The organism is Pseudomonas sp. UBA3153 (assembly GCF_002364635.1).
Taxonomy (GTDB): domain Bacteria; phylum Pseudomonadota; class Gammaproteobacteria; order Pseudomonadales; family Pseudomonadaceae; genus Pseudomonas_O; species Pseudomonas_O kuykendallii.
This window is the reverse complement of the sequence record NZ_DEYR01000076.1, coordinates 1-15,282: the sequence shown is the minus strand read 5'-3', so window position 1 is coordinate 15,282 and position 15,282 is coordinate 1. Positions and strand designations below refer to the sequence as shown.

General features: G+C 69.0%; 15 protein-coding genes. 8 read left to right on the top strand and 7 right to left on the bottom strand.

Going from position 1 to position 15,282, the window contains the following annotated elements; translation table 11 throughout:
* Nucleotides 1-17: 17 nt before the first annotated feature.
* From B2X67_RS16990 to B2X67_RS16980, 3 genes are read left to right on the top strand one after another with little or no spacing between them, the layout of a single operon-like run.
* The gene (locus B2X67_RS16990) at nucleotides 18-1,559 is read left to right on the top strand and encodes an ABC transporter ATP-binding protein (RefSeq protein ID WP_273230407.1); all 1,542 of its coding nucleotides are present in this window, start codon (nucleotides 18-20) and stop codon (nucleotides 1,557-1,559) included.
* A gap of 12 nt (nucleotides 1,560-1,571) precedes the next feature.
* Complete coding sequence (locus B2X67_RS16985; RefSeq protein WP_286786214.1) at nucleotides 1,572-2,669, top strand: ABC transporter permease; 1,098 nt, start codon at nucleotides 1,572-1,574, stop codon at nucleotides 2,667-2,669.
* 40 nt (nucleotides 2,670-2,709) lie between these two features.
* Nucleotides 2,710-3,636, top strand: coding sequence for an ABC transporter permease (locus tag B2X67_RS16980; protein WP_090225408.1), 927 nt, complete (start codon nucleotides 2,710-2,712; stop codon nucleotides 3,634-3,636).
* Nucleotides 3,637-3,839: 203 nt separating this feature from the next.
* Here B2X67_RS16980 and B2X67_RS16975 read toward each other — a convergent pair whose 3' ends face one another.
* Nucleotides 3,840-4,244 carry a hypothetical protein gene (locus B2X67_RS16975; protein WP_282340803.1) on the bottom strand — a complete coding sequence of 135 codons (405 nt, stop codon included), beginning with the start codon at nucleotides 4,242-4,244 and terminating at the stop codon, nucleotides 3,840-3,842.
* Nucleotides 4,245-4,325: 81 nt separating this feature from the next.
* On the opposite strand from B2X67_RS16975, the gene B2X67_RS16970 reads away from it, so the two are divergent.
* The 3 genes from B2X67_RS16970 (at nucleotide 4,326) to B2X67_RS16960 (ending at nucleotide 8,048) form a co-directional block, all read left to right on the top strand.
* Nucleotides 4,326-4,691: a MerR family DNA-binding protein gene (locus tag B2X67_RS16970; protein WP_282340801.1), complete on the top strand. Its 366-nt coding sequence runs from the start codon at nucleotides 4,326-4,328 to the stop codon at nucleotides 4,689-4,691.
* Nucleotides 4,692-4,765: 74 nt separating this feature from the next.
* Nucleotides 4,766-6,556, top strand: a complete 1,791-nt coding sequence (locus B2X67_RS16965) for a SulP family inorganic anion transporter (protein ID WP_282340854.1) — start codon at nucleotides 4,766-4,768, stop codon at nucleotides 6,554-6,556.
* Nucleotides 6,557-6,692: 136 nt separating this feature from the next.
* Nucleotides 6,693-8,048 carry an 8-oxoguanine deaminase gene (locus B2X67_RS16960; RefSeq protein ID WP_286786213.1) on the top strand — a complete coding sequence of 452 codons (1,356 nt, stop codon included), beginning with the start codon at nucleotides 6,693-6,695 and terminating at the stop codon, nucleotides 8,046-8,048.
* 216 nt (nucleotides 8,049-8,264) lie between these two features.
* Here B2X67_RS16960 and B2X67_RS16955 read toward each other — a convergent pair whose 3' ends face one another.
* The 6 genes from B2X67_RS16955 to B2X67_RS16930 all read right to left on the bottom strand — a co-directional run bounded on the left by B2X67_RS16955 (nucleotide 8,265) and on the right by B2X67_RS16930 (nucleotide 13,759).
* Nucleotides 8,265-8,792 carry a chromate transporter gene (locus B2X67_RS16955; RefSeq protein WP_286786212.1) on the bottom strand — a complete coding sequence of 176 codons (528 nt, stop codon included), beginning with the start codon at nucleotides 8,790-8,792 and terminating at the stop codon, nucleotides 8,265-8,267.
* The gene (locus B2X67_RS16950; protein WP_286786211.1) at nucleotides 8,789-9,349 is read right to left on the bottom strand and encodes a chromate transporter; all 561 of its coding nucleotides are present in this window, start codon (nucleotides 9,347-9,349) and stop codon (nucleotides 8,789-8,791) included. Before B2X67_RS16950 ends, B2X67_RS16955 begins: the two co-directional genes overlap by 4 nt.
* A 37-nt stretch (nucleotides 9,350-9,386) precedes the next feature.
* Entirely contained in the window at nucleotides 9,387-10,523 is a 1,137-nt protein-coding gene (locus B2X67_RS16945; protein WP_286786210.1) for an ABC transporter permease, read from the bottom strand.
* Between the two features lie 10 nt (nucleotides 10,524-10,533).
* A complete protein-coding gene (locus B2X67_RS16940) occupies nucleotides 10,534-11,703 on the bottom strand; it encodes an ABC transporter permease (RefSeq protein WP_376747738.1) in 1,170 nt (389 codons plus the stop codon).
* A complete protein-coding gene (locus B2X67_RS16935; RefSeq protein ID WP_286786208.1) occupies nucleotides 11,688-12,662 on the bottom strand; it encodes an HlyD family secretion protein in 975 nt (324 codons plus the stop codon). Before B2X67_RS16935 ends, B2X67_RS16940 begins: the two co-directional genes overlap by 16 nt.
* A gap of 263 nt (nucleotides 12,663-12,925) precedes the next feature.
* Entirely contained in the window at nucleotides 12,926-13,759 is an 834-nt protein-coding gene (locus B2X67_RS16930; RefSeq protein ID WP_286786207.1) for an AraC family transcriptional regulator, read from the bottom strand.
* A 179-nt stretch (nucleotides 13,760-13,938) separates the two neighbouring features.
* Between B2X67_RS16930 and B2X67_RS16925 the strand changes: the two genes are divergently transcribed.
* Nucleotides 13,939-15,015, top strand: a complete 1,077-nt coding sequence (locus B2X67_RS16925; RefSeq protein WP_286786206.1) for a BMP family ABC transporter substrate-binding protein — start codon at nucleotides 13,939-13,941, stop codon at nucleotides 15,013-15,015.
* A partial coding sequence (locus B2X67_RS16920) for a Rieske (2Fe-2S) protein (RefSeq protein WP_286786205.1) occupies nucleotides 15,012-15,282 on the top strand: 271 nt, incomplete at its 3' end. The genes B2X67_RS16925 and B2X67_RS16920, both read left to right, overlap by 4 nt.

The following is a 15,282-nucleotide window of genomic DNA, read 5'->3' as shown; positions in this document are numbered from 1 at the left end:
TTCCCATTGGATACGCCATGTCCTTCGACACCGCTTCCACCCCGCGCCTGCAGATGCGTGGCATCACCAAACGCTACCCCGGCACCGTGGCCAACGACCGCGTCGAGCTGAGCATCCAGCCCGGCGAGATCCGCGCGTTGCTGGGCGAGAACGGCGCCGGCAAGAGCACGCTGATGAAGATCATCTACGGCGTCACCCAGCCGGACGAAGGCGAGATCATCTGGCATGGCGAACCGCTGAAGATGCGCGATCCGGCGCAGGCGCGCGGGCTCGGCATCGGCATGGTGTTCCAGCATTTCTCGCTGTTCGAGACGCTCAGCGTGGCGGAGAACATCGCCCTGGCGATGGGCGCCGCGGCCGGCACGCCGAAGCAGCTGGAGCCGCGCATCCGCGAGGTGTCGCAGCGCTACGGCATGGCCCTGGAGCCGCACCGGCTGGTGCACAGCCTGTCGATCGGCGAACGCCAGCGGGTGGAAATCGTTCGCTGCCTGATGCAGGACATCAAGCTGCTGATCCTCGACGAGCCGACCTCGGTACTCACCCCGCAGGAGGCCGACGAGCTGTTCGTCACCCTGCGCCACCTGGCGGCGGAGGGCTGCAGCATCCTCTTCATCAGCCACAAGCTCGGCGAGGTGCGCGCGCTCTGCCAGAGCGCCACCGTACTGCGCGGCGGCAAGGTGTCCGGGCACTGCGTGCCGACGGAATGCTCGGACATGGACCTGGCGCGGCTGATGGTCGGCGCGGCGGAAGGCCTGGAAGCGAGCTACCCGAAGGTCCACGGCGGCCTCACCCGCCTGCGCGTCGACGACCTCAACTGGCACAACGCCGACCCGTTCGGCACCTCCCTGGCGCAATGCCGCCTGGAAGTGCGCAGCGGCGAGATCGTCGGCATCGCCGGGGTCGCCGGCAACGGCCAGGACGAACTGCTGGCGCTGCTCTCCGGCGAGGTGCGCCTGCCCTCCACCGAACGCGAGCGCATCACCCTGGACAACCAGCCGGTGGCCAACCTCTACCCCGACGCGCGCCGCCAGCTCGGCCTGACCTTCGTCCCCGCCGAACGCCTCGGCCACGGCGCGGTGCCGGACATGAGCCTGGCCGACAACGCCCTGCTCACCGGCTTCCAGATGGGCCTGACCCGCGCCGGGATGATCAACCACGGCAAGGTGATGGCCTTCGCCGACAGGATCATCGCCGACTACGCGGTGAAGACCCCGGACGCCCACACCACCGCGCGCAGCCTGTCCGGCGGCAACCTGCAGAAGTTCATCCTCGGCCGGGAAATCCTCCAGCAGCCGAAGCTGCTGGTGGCGGCGCACCCGACCTGGGGCGTCGACGTCGGCGCCGCAGCGGCGATTCACCGTGCGCTGATCGCCCTGCGCGATGCCGGCGCGGCGATCCTGGTGATCTCCGAAGACCTCGACGAACTGTTCCAGATCAGCGACCGCATCGGGGCGCTGTGTAGCGGTCGCCTGTCGCCGCTGGCAGAAACCGCGCAGACCACGCCGGTGGAAGTCGGCCGCTGGATGGCCGGCGAATTCGAACCCGTAACCCACGCCTGACGAGACCGACCCATGTTGCTATCCCTAGAACCTCGCGGTCGCCAGTCCCGCGCCATGCTCTGGCTGTCGCCGCTGCTCGCCGGCGTGCTGACCCTGGCCAGCGGCACCCTGCTGTTCGCCATCCTCGGCCATCCGCCGCTGGAAACCTTCAAGGTGCTGCTGATCGACCCGGTCTCCGACTTCTACGGGGTCTCCGAGCTGCTGGTGAAGGCGCTGCCGATCCTGCTCTGCGCGCTCGGCCTGGCGGTGGCCTACCAGGCGCGCATCTGGAACATCGGCGCCGAAGGCCAACTGTTGATCGGCGCCCTCGCCGGCAGCGCGCTGGCGGTGCACATCATCGACTGGGAGAGCCGCTGGGCGCTGACCCTGGTACTCGCCGCCGGCACGCTCGCCGGCGCGGCATGGGGCGGCCTGGCGGCCTGGTTGCGGACGCGCTTCAACGCCAACGAAATCCTCACCACCATCATGCTCAACTACATCGCCCTGAACCTGCTGCTGTTCTTCGTGCACGGGCCGCTGAAGGACCCGGCCGGCTTCAACTTCCCGGAATCGGCGACCTTCGGCGATGCCAGCCGGCTGCCGGCGGTGTTCGAGGACGGCCGCGTCCACGCCGGTCTCTACTTCGCCCTGCTGGCGCTGGTGGTGGTCTGGGTGCTGCTGCAGAAGAGCTTCGTCGGCTTCCAGATCAAGGTGCTCGGCCTGGACAAGCGCGCGGCCGGCTTCGTCGGTTTCCGCGAGCGCCGGCTGGTCTGGCTGGCGCTGCTGATCAGCGGCGGCCTGGCCGGTCTGGCCGGGGTCGGCGAGGTCACCGGACCGATCGGCCAACTGGTGCCACAGGTGTCGCCGGGCTACGGCTACGCGGCGATCACCGTGGCTTTCCTCGGTCGCCTGAACCCGATCGGCATCCTCTTCGCCGGCCTGCTGATGGCCCTGCTCTACCTCGGCGGCGAGAACGCGCAGATGGCCGCCAACCTGCCGCAATCGATCACCCAGCTGTTCCAGGGCATGGTGCTGTTCTTCCTGCTCGCCTGCGACGTGCTGATCCTCTACCGCCCGCGGCTGAAGCTGAAATGGGCCAAGCGCGCGGCGCTGCAGAAGGCGGCCGCGTGATGCGCCTGCCCGTCGCCCCCTACGAACTCGCGGAGTAACCATGGACATCGACCTGCTGACCAATATCTTCTACGCCATGGTGCGCACCGGAACGCCGCTGCTGCTGGTCGCCCTCGGCGAGCTGGTGTGCGAGAAGAGCGGCGTACTCAACCTCGGCCAGGAAGGCATGATGCTGTTCGGCGCGGTGATCGGCTTCATCGTCGCCTTCTCCAGCGGCAGCCTCTGGCTCGGCGTGCTGTGCGCCTGCCTGGCGGGCGTGCTGCTCTCGCTGCTGTTCGCCTTCGTCGCCCTCGGCCTGTCGTCGAACCAGGTCGCCACCGGGCTGGCGCTGACCATCTTCGGCGTCGGCCTGTCGTCGTTCATCGGCGCCGCGTGGGTCGGCAAGCCGCTGGCCGGCTTCGAGCCGGTGGCGATCCCGCTGCTCAGCGAAATCCCGCTGCTGGGGCGCATGCTGTTCGGCCAGGACCTGCTGGTCTACCTGTCCTTCGCGCTGTTCGCGCTGGTCGCCTGGGTGATCCTCAAGAGTCGTGCCGGCCTGATCATCCAGGCGGTCGGCGAGAACCCCAACGCGGCCAGCGCCATGGGCCTGCCGGTGTTGCGCGTGCGCACCCTGGCGGTGATGTTCGGCGGCGCCATGGCCGGCCTTGCCGGCGGCTACATGTCCCTCGCCTACACGCCGATGTGGGCGGAGAACATGACCGCCGGACGCGGCTGGATCGCCCTGGCGCTGGTGGTGTTCGCCAGTTGGCGGGTGTTCCGCGTGGTGCTCGGCGCCTGGCTGTTCGGCCTCGCCAGCATCCTCCACCTGGTGGCCCAGGGCATTGGCCTGGCGATCCCCGGCAACCTGCTGGCGATGCTGCCCTACGTGGCGACCATCGTGGTGCTGGTGGTGCTCTCCCGCGATGCGATCAAGACCCGCCTGTACGCGCCGGTTTCCCTCGGCCAGCCGTGGAAAGCCGGGCACTGACCGCGTCGCCCACTCCACCTTCCGCGCTCTGCCGGTGCGCGCGGCGCACCCTACGGATTTTCGCCCGACGCAAATGTGGGTGGGGTCGATTGCCGGTCTCGATGGGATGGTCGCTGCGCTCCTCGAGTCCACACCCCACGGGGCTTGCCGTCGTAGGGTGCGCCATGCGCACCTTCCGCGGTCTGCCGGTGCGCACGGCGCCCCTACGGCTTCGATGTGCGCAGCGGCAGCAGCTGCGCCACGCCCCAGGCGATCTCCGCGAGCAGGAACGGCAGCAGGATCAGGCTCGCGCCCTGGCTCAGGGCGTAGGCCTGCCAGAGGGCGAACAGCACCCGCCCGGCGGCGTCGTAGCGGCCCAGGCGCACCTGCGGATCGCGGATGCGCAGCACCGCCCAGACGCAGACGATCGAGCCCATCAGGTTGGCCATCAGCAGCTGCACAGGCCCGAATTCGCCCAGCTCGCCGGGAATCCCGAAACGCGCGGCGATGGCCGCCAGAACGCCGTGCAGCAGGACGAAGGTCCAGGGCGTGGCGAAGGCGGCGCTGACGATCAGGTCGTACCAGGCGCTGGCGCGAACCAGCTGGCGATAGTGTTGCGTGCTCCACATGGGCGAATCCTCGGATGAAAGAGCGCGCAGCCTGGAGCCTGGAGTAAGCTCCAGGGTCAAGCCCTTTTCCGGAGTCCCGCCATGCGCATCGGCGAACTGGCGCAAAGCACCGCGGTGAGCCGCGACAGCCTGCGTTTCTACGAACGCCTCGGGCTGATCGGTTCGCGCCGCAGCGCCAACGGCTATCGCGACTACCCGCTGCAGGCCCGCGAGCTGGTGCTCTACATCAAGACCGCGCAACGCCTGGGTTTCAGCCTGGCCGAGATCGGCAGCAACCTGGCCGGCGTGCAGAGCGCCAGCGACCCGGACGCCGCCGTGCGCGTCCTGCTCGGCGACAAGCTGGCGCGGGTCGACCAGCAGATCGATGAGCTGCAGCAACTGCGCGCGGAATTGCAGACACGCCTGGGCAACGACTGCCCGCTGGGCCGCGACGAAGGGCCGGGCTGAATGCGCCCGATCGCCAAACAACCCGCTCCCACAGTCGAGGCCAACGACGGCCAGACGCAGACGAGGGCACTACCCTGGAAAGCCTGATCAAGCTGTTCCCCTGGCTGCGCGCGGTAAACCGCAGCAGCTGGAGCCCGGACCTCGGCGCCGGCCTGCTCGGCGCGGTGCTGGCGCTGCCGCAGGGCGTCGCCTTCGCCACCCTGGCCGGGCTGCCGCCGCAGTACGGCGTGTACGGCGCCGTGCTGCCGTGCATCATCGCGGCGCTGTTCGGCTCCAGCCGGCACGTGGTGACAGGACCGAACAACGCCAACTCGCTCGCCCTGTTCGCGGCGCTGTCGCCGCTGGCGGCGGCCGGCTCGCCGCAGTACATCGACCTGGCCCTGGCGGTGACGGTGATGGTCGGCCTGCTGCAACTGCTGGTGGGCGCCTTCCGCCTCGGCGCGCTGGCCAATTTCATCTCGCCCTCCGTGCTGCTGGGGTTCATGTCCGGCGCGGCGGTGCTGATCGGCCTGTACTCGCTCAAGGATTTCTTCGGCATCGTGCTGCCGCGCGACGGCTCGCCGTACTTCCTGCTGCAGTACATCCTCCAGCACCCGACCGCCATTCACTGGCCGACGCTGGGCATCGGCCTGCTCTCGCTCGGCGCGACCCTGCTGCTGCGCCGGCTGCGGCCGCGCTGGCCGTACATGCTGGCGGGCCTGCTGGCGGGCTGCCTCGCGGCGTTCGTCATCGACTGGCTGAAGCCCGGCCTGCACGCCGGCATCAGCACGGTGGGCGCGATGCCCTCGGCGCTGCCGCCGTTCCATTTGCCGGACGTCAGCTTCACCGACCTGGCCAACCTGTCGTCGATCGCCGTCGCGCTGACCCTGGTCGCGCTGGGCCAGTCGCTGTCGATCAGCAAGGCACTGGCGCAGCGTTCCGGGCAGCGCATCGACGTCAACCGCGAGTTCATCGGCCAGGGCCTGGCCAACGGCATCGGCGGCTTCTTCTCCTCCTACGTGTCCTGCGGCTCGCTGAACCGCTCGCTGCCCAGCTACGAGGCCGGCGCGCGCACGCCGCTGGCGGCGGTGTTCTCGGCACTGCTGCTGGTGCTGCTGGTGAGTTTCGGCGGCACCCTGATCGCGCAGATTCCGCTGGCGGCGATCGCCGCGATGCTGCTGCTGGTGGCCTGGAACCTGGTCGATGGCGCGCGCTGGCGGCACGTCCTGCGCACCAGCCGCAGCGAGGCGCTGGTGGCCGCGGTGACCTTCATGGCGACCCTGACCATCCCGCTGGACCGCGCGGTGCTGCTCGGCACGCTGGTCTCGCTGATGGTCTACCTGTATCGCTCGGCGCATCCGGCGGTGCGCGTGCTGCTGCCCGACCCGAACGATCCGGGCCGCCGCTTCACGCCGCTGGAAGACCTGCAACCGGTGCCGGAGGAGTGCCCGCAGCTCAAGCTGGTGCGCATCGAAGGTTCGATCTTCTTCGGCGCCGCCGCGCACGTCGGCGACTACCTGCAGCAGTTCCGCGACCGGCACCCGCAGCAGAAGCACGCGCTGTTCATGACCAAGAGCATGAATTTCATCGACCTTGCCGGCAACGACCTCTGGGAACACGAACTGAAGCAGCGCCGCAGCATGGGCGGCGACCTGTACTTCCACCGCCCGCGCGCGCCGGTGCTGGAGCTGTTCGCCCGCAGCGGGCTGCTCGGCCGCCTCGGCCGCGACCATGTGTTCGCCTCCAAGGACCAGGCGCTGAAGGCGATCTACCCGCACCTGGACTCGGCGATCTGCCGCACCTGCAACGCGCGCGCCTTCACCGAATGCGCGCAGCGCGCCGCGCAGGCCCCGGACACGGGCGCGCCGCTGATCGCCCGCGAGTGAAAGGCCGCCGCCAAGGGATGACAACGCACGGCGAAGCCCTTATCTTCGCCGCGCCCTCCATCAAGAAGGCACCTGGATCAGCAGACAGGAAAACTGAGCTGGCTAACCTGAACCCACACGTCAGAGGAGCCGGCCCATGGCTGCTACCCGCATCTGGATCAAGAACCCCCTCGCCCTGTTCACCGCCACGACCTCCACCGCCGCCGGCGGCCTGGTGATCGAGGACGGCGTCATCGTGCAACTGCTGGCCGCCGGGGAAGCGCCCGCCGCGCCCTGCGGGCAGGTCTTCGACGCCCGCGAGCACGTCGTGCTGCCGGGGCTGATCAACACCCACCATCACTTCTACCAGACGCTCACCCGCGCCTGGGCGCCGGTGGTCAACCAGCCGCTGTTCCCCTGGCTGAAGACGCTCTACCCGGTGTGGGCGCGGCTGACGCCGGAAAAGCTCGCCGTGGCCAGCAGCGTGGCGCTGACCGAGCTGCTGCTCTCCGGCTGCACCACCGCGGCGGACCATCACTACCTGTTCCCCGACGGCCTGGAAGAGGCCATCGACGTGCAGGTCGAGGCGGTCCGCGCGCTGGGCATGCGCGCCGTGCTCACCCGTGGCTCGATGAGCCTCGGCGAGAAGGACGGCGGCCTGCCGCCGCAGCAGACGGTGCAGCAGGGCCAGGTGATCCTCGACGACAGCCTGCGGCTGATCCGCCGCTACCACGAGCGCGGCGACGGCGCCCGGGTGCAGATCGCCCTGGCGCCCTGCTCGCCGTTCTCGGTGACCACCGAGATCATGAGCGCCAGCGCCGCGCTGGCGGAGGCCGAGGACGTGCGCCTGCACACCCACCTCGCCGAGACGCTGGACGAGGAGGACTTCTGCCTGCAGCGCTTCGGCCTGCGCACCGTGGACTATCTTGACAGCGTCGGCTGGCTCGGCCCGCGCACCTGGCTGGCCCACGGCATCCACTTCAACCCGGACGAGATCGCCCGCCTGGGCGCCGCCGGCACCGGCATCTGCCATTGCCCGAGCTCGAACATGCGCCTGGCCTCGGGCATCTGCCCGACCCTGGAGCTGGAAGCGGCCGGCGCGCCGATCGGCCTGGGCGTCGACGGCTCGGCCTCCAACGACGCCTCCAACATGATCCTCGAGGCCAAGCAAGCGCTGTACCTGCAGCGCCTGCGCTACGGCGCCGAGCGGATAACCCCGGAACGGGCGCTGGGCTGGGCCACGCGCGGTTCGGCGAAGCTGCTCGGACGCCACGACATCGGTGAGCTGGCAGTCGGCAAGCAGGCCGACCTGGCGCTGTTCAGGCTCGACGAACTGCGCTTCTCCGGCAGCCACGACCCGCTCTCGGCGTTGCTGCTGTGCGGCGCCGACCGCGCCGACCGGGTGATGGTTGGCGGCCAGTGGCGGGTGATCGACGGCCAGGTCGAAGGCCTCGACCTGCCACAGCTGATCGCCCGCCACCGCGAAGCCGCCGGAGCACTGATCGCCGGCTGACGCGGCCGCCCGATGGCGGGGCAGCCCCTGGTCCAGGCGCCGTAGGGGGATGACGCCGTTTTCATCCACCGTTACGGCGCCCGGTGGATCGATGAAGCGCGATCCACCCTACAAAGCACCAACCCACTTGCGTAGGGTGGATGACGCTCTTTTCATCCACCGCCACACCGCCCGGTGGATCGATGAAGCGCGATCCACCCTACGGTTGGTCGCGCCTTACCCGCTGCCCAGCAGCAACCCCGCCAGCGCGCCGGCGGCCAGCAGCCACAGCGGGTGGACGCGGGTGAAGACGTCGAACAGCGCCACCATCAGCGCGATGGCGAACAGCAGCCAGCTGGTCGCCGTGGCCTGCACCAGCAGCAGCGCACTGGCGGCGACCAGGCCGATGGTCACCGGCAGCAGGCCGGCCTGTACGTGACGGCGCCAGGGGTGATCCCTGAAGCGCTGCCACAGGTGCAGGACGAACAGGGTCAGCAGCGACGAGGGGATGAACTTGGCCAGCGAGGCCACCAGCATTCCGCTCCAGCCGGCGACATGCCAGCCGATCAGCGGCACCACCATCATGTTCGGTCCCGGCGCCGCGCGGGCCAGGGCGAACAGCGCACCGAAGTCGGCGGCGGACATCCAGTGATGCACGTCCACCACCTGCCGCTGCATCTCCGGCAGCACCGTGTTGCCGCCACCGAAGGCCAGCAGCGAGAGCTGGGTGAAGATGATCGCCAGGGCAAGCAGCGTCTCGCTCACCGGCCGCGCCCCGCGGCGATCAGCACGCTCAACGGCGTCAGCACCAGCATCACCCCCAGCAGCGGCAACTGCAGCACGCCGAGCGCGACGAAGGCCAGCAACGCGACGCCGATGGCCACCGGCTGGCCGCGCAGCGGCCTGGCCATCTTCACCGCCATCGACACCATCAGCCCGGCCGCGGCCGCGGCGAGCCCGGCGAACAGGTGGCGGATGTGCGGGTCGTCGTGGAAGCGCTCGTAGATCACGCCGAGGCCGATGACGATGGCCGTAGGCCCGGCCACCAGCCCGAGCAGCGCAGCCAGCGCCCCGGCGACGCCCTGGAAGCGCGCGCCCACGGCCACCGAGAGGTTGATGATGTTGCCGCCGGGCAGGAACTGGCAGAGCCCGAGCAGCTCGGTGAACGCCTCCTCGCCGAGCCAGCGCCGGCGCTCCACCAGGGCGCGGCGCGCCAGCGGCAGGGCACCGCCGAAGGAAGTCAGGCCGAGGCCGAGAAAACCGAGGAACAGCGCGGTGCAACTCGGCCGCTGCGCCGACGTGGTGGGTTCAGGTTCGCTCAAGCGATATCTCCGCAATGAAGGTCGGGCCGCCTGCCGCTCACGCCGCCGCGGCCTTGTGGTCGGTGCGCCAGTTGCGCCATTGGTAGATCAGCGTACCGAGCAACGCGTAGCCCGCGGCCATCGCCAGCAGCACCAGGATGTGCGGGCCTACGGCGCCCAGCGGCAGGTCCATCTGGTTCATTTCCGCCACCGCGCGGATGGTCCAGGTCGACGGAATCGCGTTGGCCAGCAGCAGCACCCAGTCGGGCATCGCCTGCGGCGGCCAGGTGTAGCCGGCGAGGTAGAACAGCGGCAGGGTGACGAAAGTGAGCGTCAGGTACACCGCCTCCTCCGAGGGCAGCAGTTCGGCGAGGAACTCGCTGAACGCCAGCACCGCCAGCAGGAATGGCAGGACGATGCCCAGCAGCGCCCAGAACGGCGAGGTCTGGCGGAAGCCGAAGATGTACGGCCAGATCACGTAGAGCAGCATCGCCAGGACGATCCAGATCAGCAACTGCGCCGCGTAGCGTCCCAGCCGGGTGGACAGCGGCTGACGCAGCGAGCGTGGCGTACCGCCACGCAGGTTGAGGCTGACCCGCGTGCTCGACAGCAGTAGGCCGTGCTGCAGGATCAGCGTGACCAGCCCCGGCAGGACGATGGCGGCGAAGCTGGCGCCGGGGTTGTACAGATCGACCAGGCGCGCCACCAGCGGATCGAGCAGGGTCTGCGTCTGCATCGCGGAAAAACCGCTGCGCGCGAGCAGCTCGCCGTTGTGGTCGCGCAGCAGTTGGTTGTAGGTGGCGCTGATGTCCTGCTGAATCTGCCCGTTGGCGATGCGGTTGGTGGCGTCGCCGAACACCGGGACCACCAGCTGTTCGCCGCGCAGCAGGCGCTTCTCGAAATCCACCGGGATGACGATCACCGCGAAGAGCTGGCGCCAGGCCAGGTCGGCCTGCGCCACGGGCAGGTCGGCATAGGCCCGCACGCCGATCTTCGGCGCCGCGTCGAGCATCCGCGCCAGCTCGCGGCTGGCGCTGCTGTGGTCCATGTCGATCACCGCCACCGGCAGGTCGTCGATGGTGCGCCCCAGGTAGGGCGTGGAGGCGAAGCACACGGTAAGCACCAGCAGCAGCCAGAGCGGCTTGCCCAGCATGTTCTTCAGGCTCTGACGCAGGACGTTCCAGAAGTTTTCCATGGGTTCCTCGCTAAGCCGGGCTGAAATCGAGGCGCTTGCGCAACCGCTGCTTGGCGATCATGTAGGTGACCAGCGGATACAGCGACAGCTTGAGGCAGGCGTAGGCGCCCGAGTTGGCCGGCGCCTCGCGGAGGAACTGGTCGAACAGCCCGCTCAGGCAGTGGGTCAGCGGCTCGAGGTAGCTGATCGCCTGGGCCGGCAGCGGCATCGCCAGGGTCGGGATGAGCACGCCCGAATAGGTCTGCGCGATGCCGATCAGCATGCCCACCAGCGAGTAGGCGGAAAAGCGGTTGGCGGTGAAGATGAACAGCAGCAGCCCGATCGCCTGCGCGGCGACGACGTAGCAGAGGGTGATCGCCAGCATCCAGCCGACGCTGCCCTTGATCACCGCGCCGTTGAGCACCACCAGCAGGAACAGCTCGACCATCAGCAGCGTCGAGAACAGCAGCGTGTAGGGCGCCAGCTTGCCCAGCAGGCGCACGCCGAGCGCCTTGGCACGCAGAATGTGCGGCGAGCTGGCGCGCAGCTCGGGCGCCTCGCGGGCGAGCACATGGATGGTGGCGATGATCACGAACAACTGCAGCAGGTGCACGATGGCGGCGAACTGCTGGTAGTAGATGTAGTTGCCGCTGGCGTTGTAGAGGCTCTCGAAGCTCACGCTGACGCTGGCCAGGCTCGGCACCGGCTTGCCCATGCCGGCGGCGAGCACCGGGCGCACCTGCTGGTCGAGCAGCGCGGCGAGGCCACCGAAGTCCTGCGTCGAGTAGAAGCCGGCGGCGTAGAACAGCGAGTTGTAATAGAACTGCACGCTCGGGCGGCGCCCGGCGAGCACGTCCTTCTCGAAATCACGCGGGACGTAGAGCAGGCCGTACTGATCGGCTGCCTGCATGTGCCGCAGCGCCTCCGGCAGCCCGGCGGTCTGGGTCACCAGCTGCGCATGGGGGCCGGCGTCGAGCTGGCGCAACAGCTGCCGCGACAGGCTGCTGTGGTCCTCGTCGACCACCGACACGGGCATGTCCTGCAGGGTGCCGGCCTTGTAGATGCCGCTGATCACCACGAACAGCAGCAGCGGCCAGATCCACCCGAGCCAGTGGATGGTCCAGCTGCGCGTCGCCAGCCGGGTCTCGGTGTTGAACGCCTGGACGAAGCGCCAGGCGTCGCGCTTCAGTTGGTCGACCAGTGCCACAGCGCGCTCATCCCCGGGCGCAGCCCTTCGACCGGTTGTTCGGGGTACAGCCGCACTTCGAAGGTCTTGAGGTCGAAGTCGCCGGTGGCGCGGGTCGCGCGCTTGGTGGCGAAGTCGCCCAGGGGCGCGATGTAGCCGACCTTGGCCTGCACCTCGCGGTCGCCCAGCGCCGGCACCCGCAGGGCGACGAGGTCGCCCTTGCGCACCCCGGCGAGGATGTCCTCGCGCAGGTTGAAGACGAAGTAGCTCTGCGACAGGCGCACCAGGGTCAGCAACGGGCTGTAGGCATTCACCAGGGTGCCCTGCTCGGCGGGGATCGAACCGACCTCGCCGTCCACCGGGGCGCGCACCTGCAGGTCGTCGGCCTGCGCCTGAAGCTGCTGCAGCTGTGCCTCGGCGCCGGCCAGCGCGGCGGACAGCGCCTCGCGGCGCTCGTCGCGATCGCCGCTTTCGCCCTTGGCGAGGTTGGCGCGGGCGCTGTTGACCTGCTCGCGGGCGACGTCGCGCTGGCGCCGCGCGTCGTCCAGCTGGCTGGCCGGGTAGAACCCCTTCGCCGCGAGTTCGGAGAGCCGCTGGAAGTCGCGCTCGGCGTTGCGCAGCGTGGTTTCCGCCTCCGAAACCCCGGCGCGCAGCACCCGCAGGTCTTCCTCGCGGGTGCCGTTGTCGGACTCCTGGACCTGCGCCTGGGCCTCGGCGCGCGCCGCCTCCAGGCCGGCGACCTGGGCCTCGATCTCAGGGCTGGAAATGCTCACCAGCAGGTCGCCCTGCTTCACGTCGTCGCCGCGCTGCACGTGGAGGGTGGCGACGCGGCCGTGGGCCTTGGAGGACACCACGACGCTGATGGCGTCGGCTTCGCCCTGCAGCAGCAGCGGCTCGCGGTGCAAGCGCAGGTAAAGGGTGATGCCGACGATGCAGAGCAACAGCAGCGGCGCGAAGAGTTTCCATCCTTTCATTGAGCGGATTCCTTGAGCCTGCGGACGAGGGGTAGGCATGTTGCCTGCAAGACCACGATAGCCAAAGCGGCGGCAGGCGGGTGGCACTGACGAGCAAGCTGGCGGCGCCGATGGCGACCAGCCGGCACCCGGTCAGACGGGCGTCATGGGCCAGCCCGACCGCGATGCATCCAAACTCACGGTTCCTCGAAACACGCTCATCGAGCGCCAAACTACCCCAACCCGCCACTGCGGTCATCTGTCGCATCTTGTGAGGCCGGCTCCTAGAAGTGGACGTCGCGCGCCTCGCCCCTGTACAGCGCCGGCATCCGCGCCCAGCGCCGCCGGCGCAGCTCGCGCGGGCTGTGTCCGAAGTGCTCGCGGACCATCCGGGAAAAGTGGCAGGGACTCTTGAAGCCGCACTGATAGGCGATGTCGGCCATGCTGCGGGTCGACTGGATCAGCAGTTCCTCGGCGCTGTTCAGGCGTACCTGCCAGAGGTACTGCATCGGCGGCATGCCCAGTTGCTCGTTGAACAGCCGGCTCAGGTGCTGGGCACTGAGGCAGGCGTAGGCGGCGATCTCGTCGAGGTTGCAGGGCGCCGCGTAGTGCCGCTCGATGTAGCTCTTCGCCCGTGCCACCGAGCGGTGCAGCGCGCCGGCGCGCTCCGGCAGCAGGCCGAGCTGGCGGAAACACTCGTAGAACACGCCCTTCGCCAGCACGTCGCGCAGCGCCTCGGCCTGGCCCGGCTGCTCCTTCTCCAGCTCCAGGCCCATGCCCAGCAGCGATTTCAGCCGCGCACTGGCGTCGAAGGCGCCGAAGCTGCGTTGCAGCAGGCGCTGGTTGTCCGGGGTGTCGAGGAATTCGCCGGTCTCGCACCAGCTCGCATGGCAGTGCAGATCGCCGGGAAAGCGCTGCAGCACCTTCTCGCGGCAATACACCAGGCAGGCCTGGCCGGCGTTCAGCTCGACGCACCGGCCGTCGATGTCCAGGCGGCTGCGCCCGGCGTCGATCATCGCCAGCCACAGATAGGGGCCGCGCAACGGGCCGTAACTGCCGCCGCGCTCGTAGGTGGTTTCGCCGAAACGAAACAGCTGGTCTTCGGTGAACAATTTCATCGCACGCATGGCCTCGTCGGCTTTTTGCCGATCAGCCGATCAAGTTGCGTGCCAGTAACGGAAATTGACTGGTATGAACACGCTCTTGGCTGCAGCCGGGCAATCGGCCTGCGACGGATTGTCCGTTCCCCGGGCACTTCCTAGTGTCGGGCCACCTTGATCGACGTGCCCGGTGCCCCATGAAAAACAGAAGAATCAGAACCGCCCTCGCCCTCCTCCCCCTGCTGCTGGCGGGCCACGCCCTGGCCGAGAGCGCGGCGCCGCTGAAGATGGATTTCGTCTACAGCGGCCTGGCAAGCAATCCGGTGGGCTGGGTGCACGGCCATGAACTCGCCCGGCAGACGCTGCAGCGGGAAATACCCACGCTGAAGACCGGCTATGTGGAAAAGGTCAGCGGCAACAGCGACGCGCAGAGCGTGCTGCGCCAATTGGCACGCCAGGGCAGCCAGGTGATCGTCGGTGCCTCGTTCAACTTCATGAACCCGCTGATGCAGGCGGCCAAGCAGAATCCCGACGTGATCTACCTCTGCGCCTCCTGCTACAAGCAGGCGCCCAACGTCGGCAACTACCTGGCCGCCACCTACCAGGGCCGCTTCATCGCCGGCATCCTCGCCGGCCACATGAGCAAGACCGGTATCGCCGCCTACGTCGGCAGCTACCCGTTGCCGGAGGTGATCCGCGAGGTCAACGCCTTCCTCCTCGGTATGCGCACGGTCAACCCGCAGGCGACCCTGCGCGTGGTCTGGGTCAACACCTGGGACGACCCGCAGAAGGAGATGGAGGCGGCGCAGCTGCTGATCGGCCAGGGTGCCGACGTGCTAACCGCGCACAACGACAGCGCCTCGGTGGTGATGGCCGCCGAGCGCGCCGGGGTCTACAGCGTCGGCTACGGCTCGGACATGAGCAGCTTCGGTCCGAAGGGCCAGCTCACCGCCATCGTGCAGAACTGGGCGCCGTATTTTCGCCAGCAGGTCCGGGCGATCGCCGCCGGAACCTTCAAGAGCGGCGACTACTGGGGCGACGTGGCCGATGACGTGGTCACCCTTTCGCCGTTCAACGCGGCGATCCCGCAGGCCGCGCAGGACGATGCCAACGCCATGCTCGAACAGCTGCGCGAACGCCGCCGCGACGTCTTCGTCGGCCCGCTCCGCGATCAGGGCGGCAAGAAGGTGGTCGCCGCCGGCGTCACCCTCGGTCACGCCGAACTGGCCAGGATGAACTACTTCGTCGAAGGCGTGACCGGGAGCCTGCAATGAGCGCACGCGCGGACAATGCCTTCGACCAGTGGTACATGCTGGCCATAAGTGACGAGCTGGCCCCGCAGCAGGCGCGCCGCTATCAGTTGCTCGGCCTGCCGGTCGTGCTCTGGCGTGGCGAGCACGAGGCGCGCGCCTGGCTCGACCAGTGCCCGCACCGCGGCGCCGCGCTGTCGCTCGGCGCGGTAAGCGGCGAGAGCCTGGCCTGCCCGTACCACGGCTGGCAGTTCGACGCCGCCGGCCGCTGTCGCCACTACCCCGCGCACC

Bases quoted from the DNA above. Each gene is read 5' to 3' on its own strand.
- B2X67_RS16990 (WP_273230407.1), top strand. From the start codon at position 18: ATGTCCTTCGACACCGCTTCCACCCCGCGCCTGCAGATGCGTGGCATC.
- B2X67_RS16985 (WP_286786214.1), top strand. From the start codon at position 1,572: ATGTTGCTATCCCTAGAACCTCGCGGTCGCCAGTCCCGCGCCATGCTC.
- B2X67_RS16980 (WP_090225408.1), top strand. From the start codon at position 2,710: ATGGACATCGACCTGCTGACCAATATCTTCTACGCCATGGTGCGCACC.
- B2X67_RS16975 (WP_282340803.1), bottom strand. From the start codon at position 4,244: ATGTGGAGCACGCAACACTATCGCCAGCTGGTTCGCGCCAGCGCCTGG.
- B2X67_RS16970 (WP_282340801.1), top strand. From the start codon at position 4,326: ATGCGCATCGGCGAACTGGCGCAAAGCACCGCGGTGAGCCGCGACAGC.
- B2X67_RS16960 (WP_286786213.1), top strand. From the start codon at position 6,693: ATGGCTGCTACCCGCATCTGGATCAAGAACCCCCTCGCCCTGTTCACC.
- B2X67_RS16945 (WP_286786210.1), bottom strand. From the start codon at position 10,523: ATGGAAAACTTCTGGAACGTCCTGCGTCAGAGCCTGAAGAACATGCTG.
- B2X67_RS16935 (WP_286786208.1), bottom strand. From the start codon at position 12,662: ATGAAAGGATGGAAACTCTTCGCGCCGCTGCTGTTGCTCTGCATCGTC.
- B2X67_RS16930 (WP_286786207.1), bottom strand. From the start codon at position 13,759: ATGAAATTGTTCACCGAAGACCAGCTGTTTCGTTTCGGCGAAACCACC.
- B2X67_RS16925 (WP_286786206.1), top strand. From the start codon at position 13,939: ATGAAAAACAGAAGAATCAGAACCGCCCTCGCCCTCCTCCCCCTGCTG.